This is a genomic window from Leptospira fluminis (genome assembly GCF_004771275.1).
Lineage (GTDB): Bacteria > Spirochaetota > Leptospiria > Leptospirales > Leptospiraceae > Leptospira_B > Leptospira_B fluminis.
Window position 1 is genome coordinate 161,395 of record NZ_RQEV01000003.1, and the last position, 16,569, is coordinate 177,963.

At 48.5% G+C, this 16,569-nt stretch carries 15 protein-coding genes; 7 read left to right on the plus strand and 8 right to left on the minus strand.

The annotated features are described in order from the left end of the window. The first annotated feature begins 113 nt into the window (after window positions 1-113). The 4 genes from EHO61_RS02705 to EHO61_RS02720 all read left to right on the plus strand — a co-directional run bounded on the left by EHO61_RS02705 (window position 114) and on the right by EHO61_RS02720 (window position 3,195). Window positions 114-623, plus strand: a complete 510-nt coding sequence (locus EHO61_RS02705; protein WP_135767470.1) for a tellurite resistance TerB family protein — start codon at window positions 114-116, stop codon at window positions 621-623. Window positions 624-647: 24 nt separating this feature from the next. After that, on the plus strand, window positions 648-1,586 hold the full coding sequence (locus tag EHO61_RS02710) for a hypothetical protein (RefSeq protein ID WP_135812096.1): 939 nt from the start codon (window positions 648-650) through the stop codon (window positions 1,584-1,586). A gap of 6 nt (window positions 1,587-1,592) precedes the next feature. Then, window positions 1,593-2,669, plus strand: a complete 1,077-nt coding sequence (locus EHO61_RS02715) for a helix-turn-helix domain-containing protein (RefSeq protein WP_135812097.1) — start codon at window positions 1,593-1,595, stop codon at window positions 2,667-2,669. Between the two features lie 100 nt (window positions 2,670-2,769). Further along, window positions 2,770-3,195 carry a DUF4345 domain-containing protein gene (locus tag EHO61_RS02720; protein WP_135812098.1) on the plus strand — a complete coding sequence of 142 codons (426 nt, stop codon included), beginning with the start codon at window positions 2,770-2,772 and terminating at the stop codon, window positions 3,193-3,195. A 71-nt stretch (window positions 3,196-3,266) separates the two neighbouring features. Here EHO61_RS02720 and EHO61_RS02725 read toward each other — a convergent pair whose 3' ends face one another. Then, entirely contained in the window at window positions 3,267-3,866 is a 600-nt protein-coding gene (locus EHO61_RS02725) for a thioredoxin family protein (RefSeq protein ID WP_135812099.1), read from the minus strand. Between the two features lie 213 nt (window positions 3,867-4,079). On the opposite strand from EHO61_RS02725, the gene EHO61_RS02730 reads away from it, so the two are divergent. Then, window positions 4,080-5,339 (plus strand): family 2 glycosyl transferase, encoded by a 1,260-nt coding sequence (locus tag EHO61_RS02730; RefSeq protein WP_135812100.1) that lies wholly within the window; start codon window positions 4,080-4,082, stop codon window positions 5,337-5,339. Between the two features lie 20 nt (window positions 5,340-5,359). On the opposite strand, the gene EHO61_RS02735 is transcribed toward EHO61_RS02730, so the two are convergent. From EHO61_RS02735 to eat, 5 genes are all read right to left on the minus strand, one after another. Beyond that, window positions 5,360-6,031 (minus strand): DUF4386 family protein, encoded by a 672-nt coding sequence (locus EHO61_RS02735; protein WP_135812101.1) that lies wholly within the window; start codon window positions 6,029-6,031, stop codon window positions 5,360-5,362. A 62-nt stretch (window positions 6,032-6,093) separates the two neighbouring features. Beyond that, complete coding sequence (locus EHO61_RS02740) at window positions 6,094-8,037, minus strand: protein-disulfide reductase DsbD family protein (protein ID WP_246031979.1); 1,944 nt, start codon at window positions 8,035-8,037, stop codon at window positions 6,094-6,096. Between the two features lie 158 nt (window positions 8,038-8,195). Beyond that, the gene (gene eutC / locus EHO61_RS02745) at window positions 8,196-8,966 is read right to left on the minus strand and encodes an ethanolamine ammonia-lyase subunit EutC (RefSeq protein WP_135812103.1); all 771 of its coding nucleotides are present in this window, start codon (window positions 8,964-8,966) and stop codon (window positions 8,196-8,198) included. Between the two features lie 3 nt (window positions 8,967-8,969). Beyond that, window positions 8,970-10,361: an ethanolamine ammonia-lyase subunit EutB gene (locus EHO61_RS02750; protein WP_135812104.1), complete on the minus strand. Its 1,392-nt coding sequence runs from the start codon at window positions 10,359-10,361 to the stop codon at window positions 8,970-8,972. 9 nt (window positions 10,362-10,370) lie between these two features. Continuing rightward, the gene (gene eat / locus EHO61_RS02755) at window positions 10,371-11,693 is read right to left on the minus strand and encodes an ethanolamine permease (RefSeq protein ID WP_135812105.1); all 1,323 of its coding nucleotides are present in this window, start codon (window positions 11,691-11,693) and stop codon (window positions 10,371-10,373) included. Between the two features lie 95 nt (window positions 11,694-11,788). On the opposite strand from eat, the gene ilvD reads away from it, so the two are divergent. Beyond that, window positions 11,789-13,687, plus strand: a complete 1,899-nt coding sequence (gene ilvD, locus EHO61_RS02760) for a dihydroxy-acid dehydratase (protein WP_135812106.1) — start codon at window positions 11,789-11,791, stop codon at window positions 13,685-13,687. 111 nt (window positions 13,688-13,798) lie between these two features. Further along, entirely contained in the window at window positions 13,799-14,413 is a 615-nt protein-coding gene (locus EHO61_RS02765) for a hypothetical protein (RefSeq protein ID WP_135812107.1), read from the plus strand. A gap of 63 nt (window positions 14,414-14,476) precedes the next feature. On the opposite strand, the gene EHO61_RS02770 is transcribed toward EHO61_RS02765, so the two are convergent. Further along, complete coding sequence (locus tag EHO61_RS02770; RefSeq protein ID WP_135812108.1) at window positions 14,477-16,150, minus strand: acyl-CoA dehydrogenase family protein; 1,674 nt, start codon at window positions 16,148-16,150, stop codon at window positions 14,477-14,479. 151 nt (window positions 16,151-16,301) lie between these two features. After that, on the minus strand, window positions 16,302-16,559 hold the full coding sequence (locus tag EHO61_RS02775; protein ID WP_135812109.1) for a hypothetical protein: 258 nt from the start codon (window positions 16,557-16,559) through the stop codon (window positions 16,302-16,304). Window positions 16,560-16,569: the final 10 nt, after the last annotated feature.

The window sequence follows — 16,569 nt, forward strand, 5'->3', positions numbered from 1 at the left end:
GTCAGGATGGGAAAAATTCCCCCAAAAGCAACATGGATTTTCATTGCAAAACGTCCATGCAGGGTAAAATACTTCGGAAATACGCTACGTCTTTCGGAGAAGGAAGGAAAACAATGGAGAGGGTTTCATCCTTGGCGAGTAAGGTACTGCCTGGCCATGAATTTTACGAAAAATTTCAAAAGGGGCTGGATCCGGAATCTGAAATTTTTCAATTGAAAATGAACTATGCCAAAGTTTTGGTCAGCCTTTGGTCTTACGCTTGCCACGCAGACGGAAACTTTCACAAAAGAGAAGGCAACCTAGTGGGACAAATGGTAAAAGCCATGTTCGACAAAGATTGTATTTTCGATTCCCACCAGGATAGCAAGGAAGAGATCGTGGAGGAGCTCTCCGAAATTTTCGAATCCCCGCTTCCCGTCAAAATGATCCGCGATTTCGCGGAGGGAAATCCCGTCTTAGCGATGAATTTTTACGAAGACGCAGTCTGCATCATCGCAACCGACGGATCCTTTAGCGATAAGGAAAAAGAATTCCTGAACGACCTCGCCGCGGAGCTCGAGATATCGCAGATGGATAAGAAAAATATCGATAACAAATATACGGATGCGAGCGGCAAAGACTAAAATCGAAGTCCTTGCCCGCCTTTCATGTCTTCTTATTTCGTTCTTCCGTTCTTTTTCTATCTAGGAGCCCAGATCTTTCTTTCCGGACCGATTCTTCAGGTCCTAGTAAATATCGTTTCTTTTCGTCTTTTCAGATTCAGATGGTTAAGTCCCGGGATTCTACTTCCGGGGCTCTGGGTCTGGGCCCGGACTTTTACCGTTCATTTTCCGGGAGAATTGGGGACGGACATCGTCTATGCGAAAGGAAGTTTCCTAAAGTTCCGAGTTTCCATCGCGAAGCTATTTAAAGGAAAGTTGATCCTAAAAGGAGTCAATCTGCGTTCCTTCCATATGGATTATACGAACAGAATCGACTCGCGGAAAAAAACTCCGTATTTACCTCGTCGGGGCAGGATTCAAATCGGATTCGACAAGGTGATCCATTCCAGCATAGACATCGAGGATAGAACTCTCACCCCTATCTTCAATATACAGATACGGGATATTAAAATAGAAAACGGATTATTAGACGTAGGCTCTCCTTTGGAGATCCTATTTCGTAGCAGGACGGGTACGTGTCGCCTAGGGCGGGAGGGAATTCTCAGAATAGGAACGTTGCGAAGCGGAGAAAGAGGATACTTGAATCTTTCCGGAATCACATGGGGAGAATTAGCGGGCTTGGAGATCATTCCGATCCCTCTATTCAAAAAGAAAGTCCATCTTTCCGTGGAATTCAGACATATCGACGAGGATCATACCGACTTCGAAGGAACCTTGGTCCATACCCCCCAAAACTCGGAGGAGGATTCCGAAAGTTATCCGTTCCGTTTCGGAGCGGACTGGAAGGAATTCAATCTTCCCTTCGACATCGCATTAAGAAAATTGATTATGGAACTTTTTTTGCAAACCAAGCTGGAAAGCCTGATGGCCCGGACATTGCAGACCATCGCGAAAGGGATCCGCATGTTTTTGCGTAAGGAATGATCCCGCTTGGATTCCGCGGATTGGCTGCAAAACGGTTTCGTTCTCTTCGGCGGGTTTTTGGCGGTATTGCTCGCCGTGACGGAATTTTTCTCCTCTCCTTTTAAGCGTTCCAAATTCCTTTTCTCATCCGCACTTCTTTCGATCGGCGTCTTACAATTATCGAGCGAATTCCTTTTAGAAAAAGGGAATGCTCTTCCGAACTTTTACGTGAGCTTCCATACCGCCTTTCTGTTTTTACCCGCTCCTTTGGCTTTTTTGTGCGTAAAATCGCTTTCGCACGAAGCGGATCCCGCGTCGGATCTTCGGGACGTGACCTTGTTGGTCGGACTGCCTTTTTTATCCGCTTTTCTATACGCGCAGTTTTCCGATCTATTCTTCGCCGAATACGTTCCGGGGACCTGCAAATTCCTCGAGTGCGGCATGTTTCGTTACTTGTATTGCATCGCGGCCGTTTTTTCTCTCGTCTTCGCGTATCGTATCCTTCGGATATCGGTTCCGATCCGGAACTTCCGAGTCCGGACATTACTTGTGATCTTCACGTTCGACACCTGTATCGTTTCAGTTCTTATAATCCTCGGCGCCATCGTCGACGTTCTTTTTTTCAAAACCGCTCTCCTGATCGTCACGTTAGTCGTCTGTTTGCTTTTCGTACTCGGAAAAAGATATCCGGATCTCGCGGACAATATCCGCTCGGAATTCGGCAAAACGAAGTATGCAAGAACGAGACTTGCCGGATTAAATTCGGATTCCGTCCTGGAAAGGTTGAACTTTCTACTCGATAGCGAAAAAATCTACCGGAACGAGGGAATATCCCTGACCGGAATCGCGAAAGATCTTTCCATCACGCCTCATCAGCTTTCCGAGTTGATCAACCAAAAATTAAATCAGGGATTCTTTTCCCTGATCAACGGCCGGAGAATAGAAGAAGCGAAGATCCTCTTAACGGAAACGGATAAGACGGTTCTAGAAATAGCCTACGAGGTGGGATTTAACAACCGATCTTCGTTTAACGAATCTTTTCTGAAATTCGTCGACGAAACTCCGGTGAGTTATAGAAAAAAATACAAATATAAGAGATTATAAACTCCGATCAAAAAAAAGAAAAGCCGTTATAACCTCCGGCGACTTCTCCTTTCCAAACCGATAAAATTCCTCTTATCAATCCTGAAGGAAGGGTATAAAAATGCAGACGCACATTCTTGAATCGGAAAAGACAAAATCGAAATCCAAGTACTTAGATATCTTATGCAACGCCTATCTACTTATGAATTTAACGGTGTATTTCGGTTTTGCGATCGGATTTTTCGTTCAACCCAAACCCCTAGCCGAGATGATCGGAATCTCTTTCCGATCGACCGCAGCGTTGGCGGACTTCCGAGCCATGTACGGAGGACTTTGTTTAAGCATAGGAATCCTGATCTTATCCGGAATTCTACGACCTGCGACCAGGATCCTCGCGATTCGACTTTCCCTTTTGACCGCAGCCGGTTTATTTCTAGGCAGGTTAGTTACGATCATATTCGACGGCCCGGGCAACGAATACATATACGTGAGTATGTTTACCGAAGTAGTAGGCGTATTTTTAGGATGGCTTCTCCTTCGTAAATGATCCGGATATCCTAACCGTGAGGATTTCGTTTAGCGGAGAATCCCCTCGATGCTAAACGAAATCGGAGCGAACTACTCGTACTTAACGGAACAACCGTACGGTTGGGACACCGGAACCGAAACCGCTCTACCGGCGAGCGCTTCGTTGACGGCATCAAAAACGTAATTTTTAGCTCCCGGAATGTCCTCGGCTTCCGTCGTAGGTTTATCGTCAATCGCGCCGCTATAAAGGATCTTTCCCTGAGGGGAAATCAGCACCATCTGGGGAGTGGTCTTGGCGCCGTAGGCTCTTCCCATGGTTCCATCCGGATCCAAAAGAACGGAAGTGGGGAAGGCTCGGGATTTTTTCAGATATTCCTTTTCTTCCTCCGCAGTAACGTAGCCTTGTTTCCCCGGTGCGGAAGAAATCACGCTCAACCAAACCACTCCTTTGGACGTGACCTCTTTCTGTAATTTTTGCATATTTCCGGAATTGTAATGTTTGCGAACGAAAGGACATCCCTGGTTATGCCATTCCAGAACTACGAATTTTCCTTTGAATTCGGTTAAACTCCGCAACTTACCGTCTATATCTTTCTTTGAAAAATCCGGAGCAGGATCTCCCGGTTTCATCGCCCACAAGGAAGCAACCAAAATCGCAAGTATCGAAAAAAGCGAAAGTACGCGTTTCATTTTCGGTCCACCTTTTCAATCAACTAAACGCTCGAAATTAGACCGAGGCGAAACGGGTTCTGTTCCCTAGCCGAAACATTTTCCCCGGTTCGTCTCGCGGGAAATCAATATTCATTGCAGGGTTTTTAAAAAGACTTCATTCTGGCCTAAATCCTCGGAGCAAAACAAAATCGTATTTAAGGATATCTCCGGCGGAATCCCAAAGGACGGAACATGCAGGACAACATAGAGTTATTCGTAAGAAGATTACCGCATCTTTTCTTTATTCTATTTTCGATTCCCATCGCCTTTTATCTTTATACCGGCTATAAGGAAAGGAAAACCAAGAGGTTTTTCATCACTTGGCCCGCGGTTACCTCCTACATTCTGTTAGGTTGCGGCTTCATTCTTATCGTTTTATCCGCTTATCTTTCCGTTGACGATATTCTCACCATTTTCCGAGAACTCACCACTCTGTTCGCTTTTATCTACGGAGTTTTTGCCACCATCCATGATTTCCATGAAAAGGACGATTCTACAGGAAAGCGCGTAGTCACCAAGGTAGGGAAGATAGGCGTGATGGTACTGACCGTGAACATCCTACTTTCCATGAGCACCGATTACGTGAACCAAGCGCTAGCCAATCTAGATAAGAACAACCTAGACTCCAAGATCAAGATTCTGGAGGACGAGTATCTAACCCAAACCGGGGAAATCCGGGGAGATACGGCCCTGCTTCTTACGAACTACCAACAATACATCGAGCTCTCCCATAAAAAAGTCGGGGAATTGGAATCCGAAATCGAAAAATTGAGGAACGAATCCGCGGTCTTAACAGCCTCGCTTAAGGAAACACAAGGGAAACTGGCACAGTCCGTCCAGGAAACCCAGGATAGAAAGAAGGAGTACGGAGATCTGAACTCCGAATTGTTGGCGAGAACCCATAGTCTCTCCGAATGTTCCACGAAGTTAAGCGACACGACTCAAAAACTGGAAGACAGACAAAAAACCGCCGCCTCTCTAAGCACGGATCTGCAATCCAGAACGGCGGAGCTGGCCTCCTGGACTACGAAAGCAAATTCTTGCGGCGTAGATTTGGCGAGTTCCAGAAAAAGTCACACGGAGTTGAGTTCGCAAATCCAAGCGAAAGCGACGGAATTGGGCGCCTGCGAGGGGAGAATCCAGGAATCCGCTAAATCGACGGCCGAACTTAAGAAAAACCTAATAGATGTCACCGCCGCATTCAACGCCAAAACCGCGGATTACGCGGGTTGTTCCACCCAAACGACGGAATTAAAGGCGCTTCTTTCCGAAAAGACGAAGTCCTTGGCCGAAGCGGTCTCTCTAGCGAACGTAAGGGGCGGTGATCTCCGGAATTGCCGAGCGGTCATCGATAAGGAAATGGTCGGAATCTCCCAGAAATTATCCGGAATCGAGGATTCCGTCAGGACAAAGCCTGCGCGAGAAGTGAAGGAAACCAAGGCCTCACCCTAAAAGAAAAACATTAGGCGTGTTTAAGATCTTCTCCAGCTAAATACGCCTAGACTAATCATCCAGACCAACAACAGTACGCTCGCCGGCATATTCACCATCATGGACAACTCCGAAAATCCGGTATAACCGATGATGACTCCGGCGACCGTCGTGGGAATCCCGGCTAAAATCCCGAGGACCCCGGACCACCTCGGGTAGGAGGAGTCCAATAACAAGGCGAACCCCATCATAAATACGGTAACTCCGGTTATGAGACTGGATACGCTGGCCAAACCTATCTCGATTTGTCGAACTCCGAACGCCGAATAGAATAAGACGCTCTTATCCGGTTCGGATGCTGCGGCCCAGGCGTTGACCATGGACTTCAAAGCGACTCCGTCTACGGCTTGCAATGCCCCCGTTAAAGCGAGCACTGAGATCGATCCGATGGAACCGATCTGACCGAACACTCTCGCGGCAGGTTCCGACAATACCGAATTCACGAGAACGAGAGCGATGACCATTAAGGCCGCCCCTAAAAGTTGGATAAAATGACTCGCCACCCAATGGTGATCCTCCGCGTATTCCGTAAATGCGGCCAACGCATTATTCGGATCCGCGTGCATCGGATGTAAATAGGTTCCCAAAAATAGGAATAAGGCTCCGGCAATCGCAGTGATCGCGATCGTTTTGTTCGTGAATTTACTTTGCATCTTTTGCTCCGCCCTCCGAATGGGAAAGACCGCTTAGGAGAGGTCGAGAAAGATAAGACGTCCTACTCCTCCAAAGTTTTCAACAATAATTCCTTGTTGAGTAAAGTCGGAAGAAATTTAGGACGATCGGGTTTTCCCGGCGGGTAATAAACGTAAAAAGGAACGCTGTTCCTTCCGTAAGAATCCAATGCCTTCGTGATTTCGGGATCCTCGTTGGTCCAATCCGCCTTTAAAACTCTGATGTTTTTGGATTTAAAAAAAACCGAAACTTCATCCGAATGCAAAACCGTCCTCTCGTTGAATTTACAGGTGATGCACCAGTCTGCGGTAAAATACAAAAAGACTCCCGACCCTTGCCTTAAATCGGAATCCAATCTTTGCTTTGAAAATTCCTGCCAGGGAAAATGTTCCGACGCAACGGGAACGGTAGAACGGGGAGGAGATTTTCTCAAAGCGTACGCCGTGCCGAGCAAGGAGACGAGCGCCAACAACAGGATCGCTTTATGTAGCAGGACAGATTCCGTTCTTTTGCGGACCCAAAGTAAAAAAAGGGAAAGAAGGATCCAAACCAATACGATCGAAGACGAATTACGATCTGCTAATGCTCCGAATACCCAAAAGAGCCAGATCGAGGTAAGAAACAAAGGAAACGAAAGAAATTCCCGAAATGTCCGCATCCAAGGTCCGGGTCTAGGAAGAATCCCGGCCAAACCCGGAACGTTCCTGATCGTAAGAACTGGAAGGACCGTCCCCAAAGCCAAGAAGGCAAACACCGCCATCCCGCTTGCAACACCTTCCGAAAGCGCATAAGCGAGGGCCGAGCCCATAAACGGAGCAGTGCAGGGAGTGGCAACGAATACGGTCAAAGCTCCCGAAAAAAAAGAGCCCGCGATTCCGCTTCTGTCTGCCAATCGCACCGCCGATCCGGAAACGGAAACTCCGAATTCGATTGCACCTAACATCTGCAATCCGAGGTAAAAGAAAATCGCGATCAAAAGAAAAACGAAGGACGGATTTTGCAGTTGGTATCCCCAACCCAAACTTTCCCCACCCGCTTTTAGAAATAGAAAAACGAAATACAGGATCCAAAAAAAGACGAGGACCCCGGCAAAATAGAGGAAAGATTGCAAGAACACGGTTCTTCGATCGGGGATTTTAGAAAGTTCGAATGCCTTTAAAAAAAGCACCGGAAACACACAAGGCATCAAATTGAGAAGGAGACCTCCTAAGAAAGCGAAGAACAAAGCCTGTAGAAAAAAGCCGCCTCCCCCGGAATGGACAAGAACCCGGTGATTCGAATTTCCGAGTTTCAACACCCCTCGAATCGAATCCGGGTTCGTGGAGGAATATTCGGATTTCGGAATTTCGAATTCGATTTTTTCGCTCGAAGATTCCAAAAGAAAAGGCTTTGTATGGGAAAGAACGGACATATCCTCCGGAAAAAAATCGAACTCCTGCGGAAGATTTTCTCCTTCGATTCGGAACAAAAAGGAATTCTCTCCTTTTTTACGAAAAGAAACCGCTATGTTCGGATTTTCGGGAAGAGGCAAACCGGTAAGACTCGAAGCATACCCTCGTTCCTGTGATCGGTTCGTAAAGACGGGTTTTTCTCCGATCGAATCCACCACCAAAACGGCGGATTCGGGAAGACATTCCTCTTTGCAAACCAGCCAGCGGAATTCGGCGCGGACCGGAAATGCCGAGGATGCCGTCTTCGCTTCTACCGGCTTTGCTACAGCAAAAAGATAAACCGGAAAATCGTAACCGAAATTCGTCAGATCTCCGTATTGTATACGTTTCGGTACGGGCCACTCCCAATCTTCGATCGTCATCGGCGATTCCGTTTTCCAATTCGTTCGCAGACTGGTTCCGGAATCTCCCGGATTTTTCCAATAGACATGCCAACCTTTCTCCGGAGCCAGATATGCCGTAAATCGAACGGATTCGGAGGGAAGAGAAACTACCTGTAATTCTATACGGGAATGCCTTCCCTGATACTCCGACACGGATCGAGCAAAGGCAATTCCCGGCGTCAAAAATAACCCGGTAATCAAAGGAAAAAGAAGGAGGAAGAAAATCCTAAATCCGGGCATATTTCTTTAGACCGAAAATAAACCGATCCGATCCCGATAAGCGACTCGAAAGGCAGCCTTTCCCTTCGCCTTTATTCCAATGTTTCCGATTTAGGTTTTTGTAAAAAACTCGGGTCCATCTCGTCCTTCAACCGCACTCCCGAAAGTTTACGACTTAAGGATTCCTTTAAAAGATACGTCGTCTTCGCAGCGGCGGACTCCAAATCGAGTCCGAGCGGACGGATATTAGAGACGCAATTCCGCGCTTCGTCCGTGGTACCGATTTTCGGATCGTAAGTCAGGTACATGCCTATACTGTCGGCGGAAGAAAGCCCGGGTCTCTCTCCGATCAACACGATCACCGTTCCCGCTCCTAAGGTCCTAGCGATTTCGTCTCCCAGGGCCACTCTTCCGAAACGGGCCAATACGAGGGGCGCCAATTTCAGACGAAGAGATTCCAGTTCGGAAAGGAGAATATTCAGAAAAGGAATCAAATTCGAATCCAACGCCTTAGCGGAAAGTCCGTCGATTCCTACGATCGCTAAATCGTATTCCCCGATCCTCGCCGCTAACTCTCCGCGCGAGGCTTCCGACAAACGGCGGCCCAAATCCGGTCTAAGGAGATATTCCAGACGGTTCTGAGCCAGACTTTCCGCGGGAACCGCTTCGATTCCATAGCGTTTTCCCAATTTGTCCAAATCCGTCAGCAACTCACCGAATTTCGGCTCCAGTAAAACCGCGTCTCTGGCCCTCGCGTGATCCAATCTAAACCTAAGTAAATCCGCAGTGGAAAGGGAACCGCCTACCCGATTCAGTCCGATTCGCGCGGAAGTCATTTTTTTCCATTCTTCCAAAGAAGCCATACGTCAGTCCTTTCCGTTCAAAATTCCTTCCAATAAGCGAAATCCGTTTTCCGCTTTCGGAACAAGCCCCGTCTCCGGGGAAAAGATTCCGTGGGAAAGCAACCAAGATTCGAACTCCGGGGCCGGCCTCAATCCGAGAACCTGCCGCAAATACAACGCGTCATGAAACGAAGTGCTTTGGTAGGAAAGCATGATATCGTCGGCACCGGGAACACCCATGATATAATTGCAACCGGCCACACCCAATAAAGTAAGAAGAGTATCCATATCGTCTTGGTCGGCGTCCGCGTGGTTCGTATAGCAAATATCCACGCCCATAGGCAACCCTAGAAGTTTTCCGCAAAAATGATCTTCCAGACCTGCTCTTAAAATCTGCTTTCCGTTGAACAGGTATTCGGGCCCGATAAACCCGACTACCGTATTGACGAGCAAAGGAGAAAATTCTCTTGCGACCGCATAGGCACGTACTTCTAGTGTTTGCTGGTCCGCTCCATGATGGGCCCCCGCGGACAAAGCGCTTCCTTGGCCCGTCTCGAAATACATGAGATTTTCTCCCACAGTACCGCGTCGCAGTTCCGATGCCATTTCGTACGCTTCCCGAATCAGAGAGAGATCCACCCCGAAACTTTTATTCAGAGCCTCCGTCCCACCTATGGATTGGAAGACCAGATCTAAAGGAGCCTTTCTTTTCATGACTTCCATAGAAGTGGTAATATGGCAAAGCACGCAGGATTGAGTCGGGATGGAAGCCCTACGGATAATAGAATCCAACATTTCCAGCAAGGCGATCACGGTAGGAACGTTGTCGGTCGCCGGATTGATTCCGATTACGGCGTCCCCGCTTCCCAACAATAATCCGTCCAAAATACTCGCCGCCACGCCTCTCGGATCATCCGTCGGATGATTGGGTTGAAGTCTCACGGAAAGTCTTCCGGGCATTCCAAGAGTATTCCGAAATTTTGATATTACGTTGCATTTTTTTGCGACCAGGATCAGATCCTGGTTGGACATCAGCTTGGATACAGCGGCGGCCATTTCCGGAGTGATCCCCCAAATAAGATCCGAAAGCGTCCGAGTGTCCGTGGACTCCTTCAAAAGATAGTCCCGAAATCCGCCGACAGTCAGATGAGAGATTTTACCGAAGGCTTCCTTGTCGTGTCTTTCCAGAATCAGTCGACTTACTTCGTCGATCTCGGCCGGAATCAATTCCGTATTTATGAATTCCGAGAGATACAATTCGGATAAGGCCATCTGAGCGGCGACTCTTTCCTCCTGGCTACGGGCGGAGACTCCGGCCAGATCGTCTCCGGAACGTAAAGGACTGGCCTTGGCGAGAAGATCCTTGAGATCGGAAAATAGATACGTCCTAGTTCCTAATACGGTTTTGTAAGCCATGGACCGATCCTAATGCGAAATGGAGGAAGGGAACAGAACTTTTCGCGCCCAAAACCCGCCGCTAAGTAGAATTAGAAGAAAAACTCCGAAGATTTTAGGGTGCTGCCAAATCATTACGGCCAAAATCAAAACCGAAAGAAGCAGAGCCGTTACCGGCAGCAACACTCCTCCCGGAACCGAAAAGGGACGCTTGGCTGCAGGACGGAATTTTCTCAAAAGCAAAAAGCTGATCATAGAACCCGCATACAAAACCACGGCTCCGAACGCGGAGATAACGATCAAATCGGAAGTTCTTCCGGTGAACAAGGCAAGGATTCCCAAACAGGAATTTCCCACCAACGCATAGGCAGGCGTCTTAAATTTAGGATGGATTCCGGAAAGGATCTCCGGCAAAAAACCCGCTCTTCCGAACTCTAAAGTCGCCCTGCCTCCCGCCAAGATGATTCCATGAAAGGAAGCCACAAGTCCGAACAAACCGATCGTGACAAGCAGATGAAAGAACCAACTTTCTTCGCCGTATACTTTTCTTAAAGCAAGAGGCAAAGGAGAGTCCGAAGTCGTACCGCTTGCATCGGCATATACGACAGCCTTCCAGCCGTCCACTCCGATCGAGGAAAAATAGGTAAGAATACAAAGAAAAACTAATGTTGCTAAAGCGGAGCCGAAACCGATCAATATATTTCTCTGAGGATTCCTAGCTTCTTCCGCCACGTTTGCCACTCCTTCTATCGCTAAAAAGAACCAAATCGCGAAGGGTAAAGAAGCAAAAACCCCGGTCCATCCGTTCGGAAGAGGATCTTGCGAAAACTTAGGCCAGGAGAAATGAGGCAAAGTAAGAAAGCAAAAAAGAAGCAATTCCCCCACAGCGCATACGGTGATTGCGAATTCGAAACCGGCAGCGGCCTTGACGCCCAGGATGTTCAAAGCGGTAAAAAGAAGATACGCCAAGACCGCCATCCAAACGGGGGACATCCAAGGAAAGAAAAACGAGAAATAAGCTCCGATCGCGGAAGCGATCGCCGGAGGAGCGAATAAAAATTCGATCCACTGTCCCATCCCGATCAAGTACCCCCAGCGATTTCCGTACGCCTCCTTAGCGTAATCGAAGGCCCCGCCGGCTTTCGGAATCATGCAGGCCAGCTCCGCATAACTAAAAGTAAAGGTCGCATATAGAACGATGACGATACAGACGGCGATTCCGAGACCCAAGGTTCCCCCGACGGGTAATCCTAGATTCCAACCGAAGTACATTCCTGAGATGACATAACCGACCCCTAATCCCCAGAGCAACCAAGGACCCAAACCCTTTTCCAACGTTTCTTTCGTTTTCATTCTTCCCTTTTGTAGCAAAAAGCATGCCCGTTTTTGCCGAATCAACCCGGATTTAAAACTCGACGTCTAAAGGAATATCAGGTAGCCGTACATATATGCCCCAATACAGATCCCGCACCTCCACCCACGGACGAAATATGGCAGGCGCCAGAGCTCTCTGGCGAGCCACAGGAATGAAAGAAAACGATTTCGGAAAACCGATCATTGCGATCGCGAATTCCTTCACCCAATTCGTTCCCGGTCACGTGCACCTGAAAGATCTGGGACAAATGGTCGCTCGAGAAATCGAAAAAGCGGGAGGAGTGGCCAAAGAGTTCAATACGATCGCGGTGGACGACGGAATCGCCATGGGTCACGGGGGTATGCTCTATTCATTGCCGAGCAGGGATCTGATCGCCGACTCCGTGGAATACATGGTAAACGCGCATACAGCCGATGCACTTGTCTGCATTTCGAATTGCGACAAAATCACTCCCGGTATGCTGATGGCTGCACTCCGTTTGAATATCCCGACAATATTCGTGTCCGGCGGTCCTATGGAAGCCGGCAAAGTGAATTGGGAAGGAGAAATCAGAAAACTAGACCTCGTGGACGCCATGGTCGAAGCCGCGAACCCGAAAGTATCCGACGAGTTGGTGGCCGCCGTCGAAAGATCCGCTTGCCCTACCTGCGGTTCCTGCTCCGGAATGTTCACTGCAAATTCCATGAATTGTTTGACCGAAGCCTTGGGACTTTCCTTGCCCGGAAACGGATCCACTTTGGCAACGCATTCGGATCGCAAAGAATTGTTTTTACAAGCGGGAAGAATCGCGGTGGAAATGGCCAAGCGCTATTACGAATCGGGAGACGAGTCCGTACTTCCTCGAAGCATCGCGAATTACCAAGCTTTCCAAAACGCGATGAGCTTGGACGTGGCGATGGGAGGTTCCACGAATACCGTCCTTCATATCTTAGCGGCCGCGCACGAGGCCGAAATCGATTTTACGATGAAGGACATAGACGCGATTTCCAGAAAAGTTCCCTGCATCTGCAAAGTCGCGCCCGCTACCCAAAAATATCACATGGAGGACGTCCACCGTGCAGGCGGGGTGATCGGAATTCTTGCCGAATTGGATCGCGCAGGTCTCATCCATAGAAATACTCCGACCGTTCACAGTAAAACGTTAGGCGAAGCTCTGGATGCTTGGGACATCACCCGGCAAGATCCGAATTCGAAAGCCGCCAATCTATTCAGTGCGGCACCGGGGGGAGTTCCCACAACTGAGGCTTTTTCCCAATCCAGAAGATGGCCGAGCCTGGATCTGGACAGACAAAACGGATGCATACGGGACGTGGAGCATGCCTATTCCAAAGACGGAGGTTTGGCGGTACTTTACGGAAATCTGGCGCCGGAAGGATGCATCGTAAAAACGGCGGGCGTCGACGAGTCCATTTGGAGATTCACCGGTAGAGCTCGGGTCATGGAAAGCCAGGAAGAAGCTGTGGCAAAAATCCTCGGCAACGAGATCAAGGAAGGCGACGTAGTGGTCATCCGGTACGAAGGTCCTAAAGGCGGTCCCGGTATGCAGGAAATGTTGTATCCGACTTCTTATCTGAAATCCAAAGGATTAGGAAAATCTTGTGCTCTACTTACGGACGGTCGTTTTTCCGGAGGAACTTCCGGCTTGTCCATCGGACACGTTTCTCCGGAAGCTGCGGAAGGCGGAGTGATCGGTCTGGTGGAAGAAGGTGACGTGATACAAATCGATATCCCGAGCCGAATCATCCGATTGGATATAGATGAAAAAGAACTTTCGTCTCGCAGAGAGGCAATGGAAGCTAAGGGAAAAGATGCTTGGAAACCCAAATCTCGGAAAAGACAAGTTTCTCCCGCCTTGAGAGCCTATGCCGCTTTAACGACATCCGCACACACGGGAGCCGTTCGCGATGTGAGCCAAGTGGAAGGAAAAACTTCCGTAAAGACCGAAAGACAAGCCGCGGAAACTCTTCGGTAAAAAGAGAGTTATCTTTCACATTTTAGAAAGAGTAAATAAGAGAGAAGAACGGCCTCCGAAATCGCAAAAAAGGCTGGAAATCGACGGACCTTCCTCTCTCATTCGACTGTAATGTCGAAAGGATTTCCATTCTCGTCCGTAGGCACTCCTACGGAATTTATAGAACTTCTAAAAAAAGAATCGGAAAATCAGAATTTCGATCATTGGTTGGATCAAATCGCTGAAAAGGCGATTTCCGGAAACGACAAGGCCGTTTGGAGTTTTTTGTACCAGGCGGTTCGTGACGCAGACTCGGGTAGACTTTCCTGGGGATTTCACAAAAAATTTCTTTCCGGAATTTTTCATATTCTAGCCAGGATCGGAGATAGTCAGGCTTATCGATTATTGATCAATTACGTAAAATCCTTGGACAGAACGATTCCGATCGGCGCATTGGAACTGATCAGTGATTTAGTTCCCACGTTCCGCGAGATCGATATAGACGAAGTCCTCTCCATCGCTGCGAATCCCGATCCTTTAAAATCCGCGTTCGGTGTTTTGGCCTTATCCCAGCTCGTGTTGGAAAACCGTCTTCCCGACGAAAAAATGGAAGAAACGAAACTTTTCCTGAAATCCTACAAGAACGATCGATACTTCCTGGACGATACCGTAGAACGGACTCTCGAACTGTTGGAGTCCCCCGATTCGAACCTGCTTTCTTTTGTGGAAGGCATAGCGCTTTCTTAAAATAAAAAAGGCGGAGCCGATCGGCGCCGCCTTTTCCCGAAACTTCGGATTCGAATTGTACTTTCAGGAAGCGTGTTGGTCCATCAGCGATTTTGCGATCACTCTGAGAGCCATGACTTCTTCCGCACCTTCGAAGATGGAAAACACTCGAGCATCCACGAAATAACGGGAAACGGCATATTCTTCCGCGTAACCCATTCCGCCGTGGATCTGCATCGCTTCGCGAGTCACCCACTCCGCCACTTTTGAAGCGTAGAATTTTATCAGCGTCGCTTCCATCTGGCCTTGGTGGTTATCCAACAGTTTGGCCACCGCGTTCGTATATTGGCGGGAAGCCTGTACGATCATCGCCATACGCGCAATTTTGTATTTCGTAAGATTGTAATTGAAGATCGGCTTTTGGAAAACCTGTCTTTCTTGGGCGTAGCGTAGTCCCGCTTCCAGAGCCGCTTGCATGACCCCGTTCGCCCGGGCTGCGGTTTGGATCCTTCCGCCGGCAAACCCTTCCATCTGGAAATAAAAACCTTTTCCACGACCGGCATCGCCGCCGATCAGGTTTTCTTCCGGAACGAAATAATCCTCAAAGGAAACTTCGAAAGAGTGCATTCCACGGTAACCGATTGTGCCGATCGCTTTGCCGCTGATTCTTCCGCCCCCGTCCTGCTTGTAGTCGAACTCGTGGCCGGTAAAACTCGGCTTCTCCGCCAATAAAATGGAAAGTCCTTTGTGCTTGAGCTCGGGATCCGTTTCCGTTCTCACGAGAATCAAAAGAAGGTTCGCATAACCGGCAAAGGTGCACCAGGTCTTGACTCCATTGACGAGCCAACCTCCGTCCACCTTTTTGGCGGTGACGGAAACCCCGGCCACGTCGGATCCGTAATTCGGTTCCGTAACCATGATCCCACCCATTTTTTCTCCGGCTGCGATCAAGGGTAACCACTTCTCTTTTTGTGCGTCCGTTCCGCCTTTCAGAAGAGCTTTGGAAAGGATCTCCGGACGAGTAATCAAGGAACCCGCGATTCCGAGGGATCCTCTGGACAACTCCTCCGTTACGACCAACATGGAAATATTGTCCGGATGATCGTTCGGTTGTAGACCGCCGTAGTTTTCCGGAATGCAAAGACCGAAACATCCCATGTCCCGCAATCCCTGTATGATTTCCTCCGGAACGATATCGTCGTGTCTGTGGACGTGTTCCGCTTTAGGAGCTACCATTTCCTCAGCGAACTGTTTGAAAGTCTGCCTGAACATTTCGTGGTCTTCGCTTAATCCGTAGGCTCCGAAATGTCCGAGGGAAACGATGAGGTCCGCGATACGGTCGTAGTTGGCGATGGCTGTGGCTTCCTGCAAAAATTGATTCGTACTATCGTCGAATAATTTGGAAAGTAAATCCTGGACGGAGATGCCGTATTCATGGGGACGGGCGCTGAGTTCGGAACGGATATGAGTCACGGTTTCCGCGGCGAAGGCAAGGGCCATCAGACGTTCCAAGTCCCCCGTGCCTAGAGACTCGTTCCAAGCATAATTGATGAAATTTTCCGCAATCTTTTGTTCGGACGTCAACCAAGCGATCTGATACTGGACGAGCTGATTTTCGTCCATTTTCGAAACGGAAACTTTTCCGCCGGAACTGCATTTTGCGGCGAGTGCCTTAGTAGCCTGCTCGAGGACGGATGCGGAACGGGAAAGAGCTTGTTTAGCCGTTGAGGAATCCGTCGGAGAATTCGTAGCAATCATCTTTTTCAACCTGCCAAATGGAAATTAGAGCTGTATTTACTATAAATTGAAAAAGTTTTGCACTGTCATTTAAGTTTTTCGGACCCTGCTCCAAGGCAAAGGACGATTTGAGAATGAGACAGAATCCGCAAACCTTCGCGGCAAATACGGATCACTTTAACTGATTTTTCACCAATGAATTCCGGATCTTTAAAAGATTGTTTCGGATCCTTCTTTTCTGGTCGTCCGTAAGTTCGATTTCCGAACGCTCCGCACGATCCAAAACAAGGGAGGCCTTTTCCACGAATTCCACCGCCGCTTCGCTGACGGACTCCCGTTTGGATTGCTTTTCTTTAAAAAAATCCAGAGCCCTTTGAACGGATTTCAATTGCTCAGTTACCGTATCGATTTCCTGTAATTTCGCGCTCATTCTTTCCTCT

What these genes read in the sequence shown, in the direction of transcription:
- EHO61_RS02705 (WP_135767470.1), top strand. Translation starts at nt 114, where the DNA reads ATGGAGAGGGTTTCATCCTTGGCGAGTAAGGTACTGCCTGGCCATGAA.
- EHO61_RS02710 (WP_135812096.1), top strand. Translation starts at nt 648, where the DNA reads ATGTCTTCTTATTTCGTTCTTCCGTTCTTTTTCTATCTAGGAGCCCAG.
- EHO61_RS02720 (WP_135812098.1), top strand. Translation starts at nt 2,770, where the DNA reads ATGCAGACGCACATTCTTGAATCGGAAAAGACAAAATCGAAATCCAAG.
- EHO61_RS02725 (WP_135812099.1), bottom strand. Translation starts at nt 3,866, where the DNA reads ATGAAACGCGTACTTTCGCTTTTTTCGATACTTGCGATTTTGGTTGCT.
- EHO61_RS02730 (WP_135812100.1), top strand. Translation starts at nt 4,080, where the DNA reads ATGCAGGACAACATAGAGTTATTCGTAAGAAGATTACCGCATCTTTTC.
- EHO61_RS02735 (WP_135812101.1), bottom strand. Translation starts at nt 6,031, where the DNA reads ATGCAAAGTAAATTCACGAACAAAACGATCGCGATCACTGCGATTGCC.
- eutC (WP_135812103.1), bottom strand. Translation starts at nt 8,966, where the DNA reads ATGGCTTCTTTGGAAGAATGGAAAAAAATGACTTCCGCGCGAATCGGA.
- EHO61_RS02750 (WP_135812104.1), bottom strand. Translation starts at nt 10,361, where the DNA reads ATGGCTTACAAAACCGTATTAGGAACTAGGACGTATCTATTTTCCGAT.
- eat (WP_135812105.1), bottom strand. Translation starts at nt 11,693, where the DNA reads ATGAAAACGAAAGAAACGTTGGAAAAGGGTTTGGGTCCTTGGTTGCTC.
- ilvD (WP_135812106.1), top strand. Translation starts at nt 11,789, where the DNA reads ATGCCCCAATACAGATCCCGCACCTCCACCCACGGACGAAATATGGCA.
- EHO61_RS02765 (WP_135812107.1), top strand. Translation starts at nt 13,799, where the DNA reads ATGTCGAAAGGATTTCCATTCTCGTCCGTAGGCACTCCTACGGAATTT.
- EHO61_RS02770 (WP_135812108.1), bottom strand. Translation starts at nt 16,150, where the DNA reads ATGATTGCTACGAATTCTCCGACGGATTCCTCAACGGCTAAACAAGCT.
- EHO61_RS02775 (WP_135812109.1), bottom strand. Translation starts at nt 16,559, where the DNA reads ATGAGCGCGAAATTACAGGAAATCGATACGGTAACTGAGCAATTGAAA.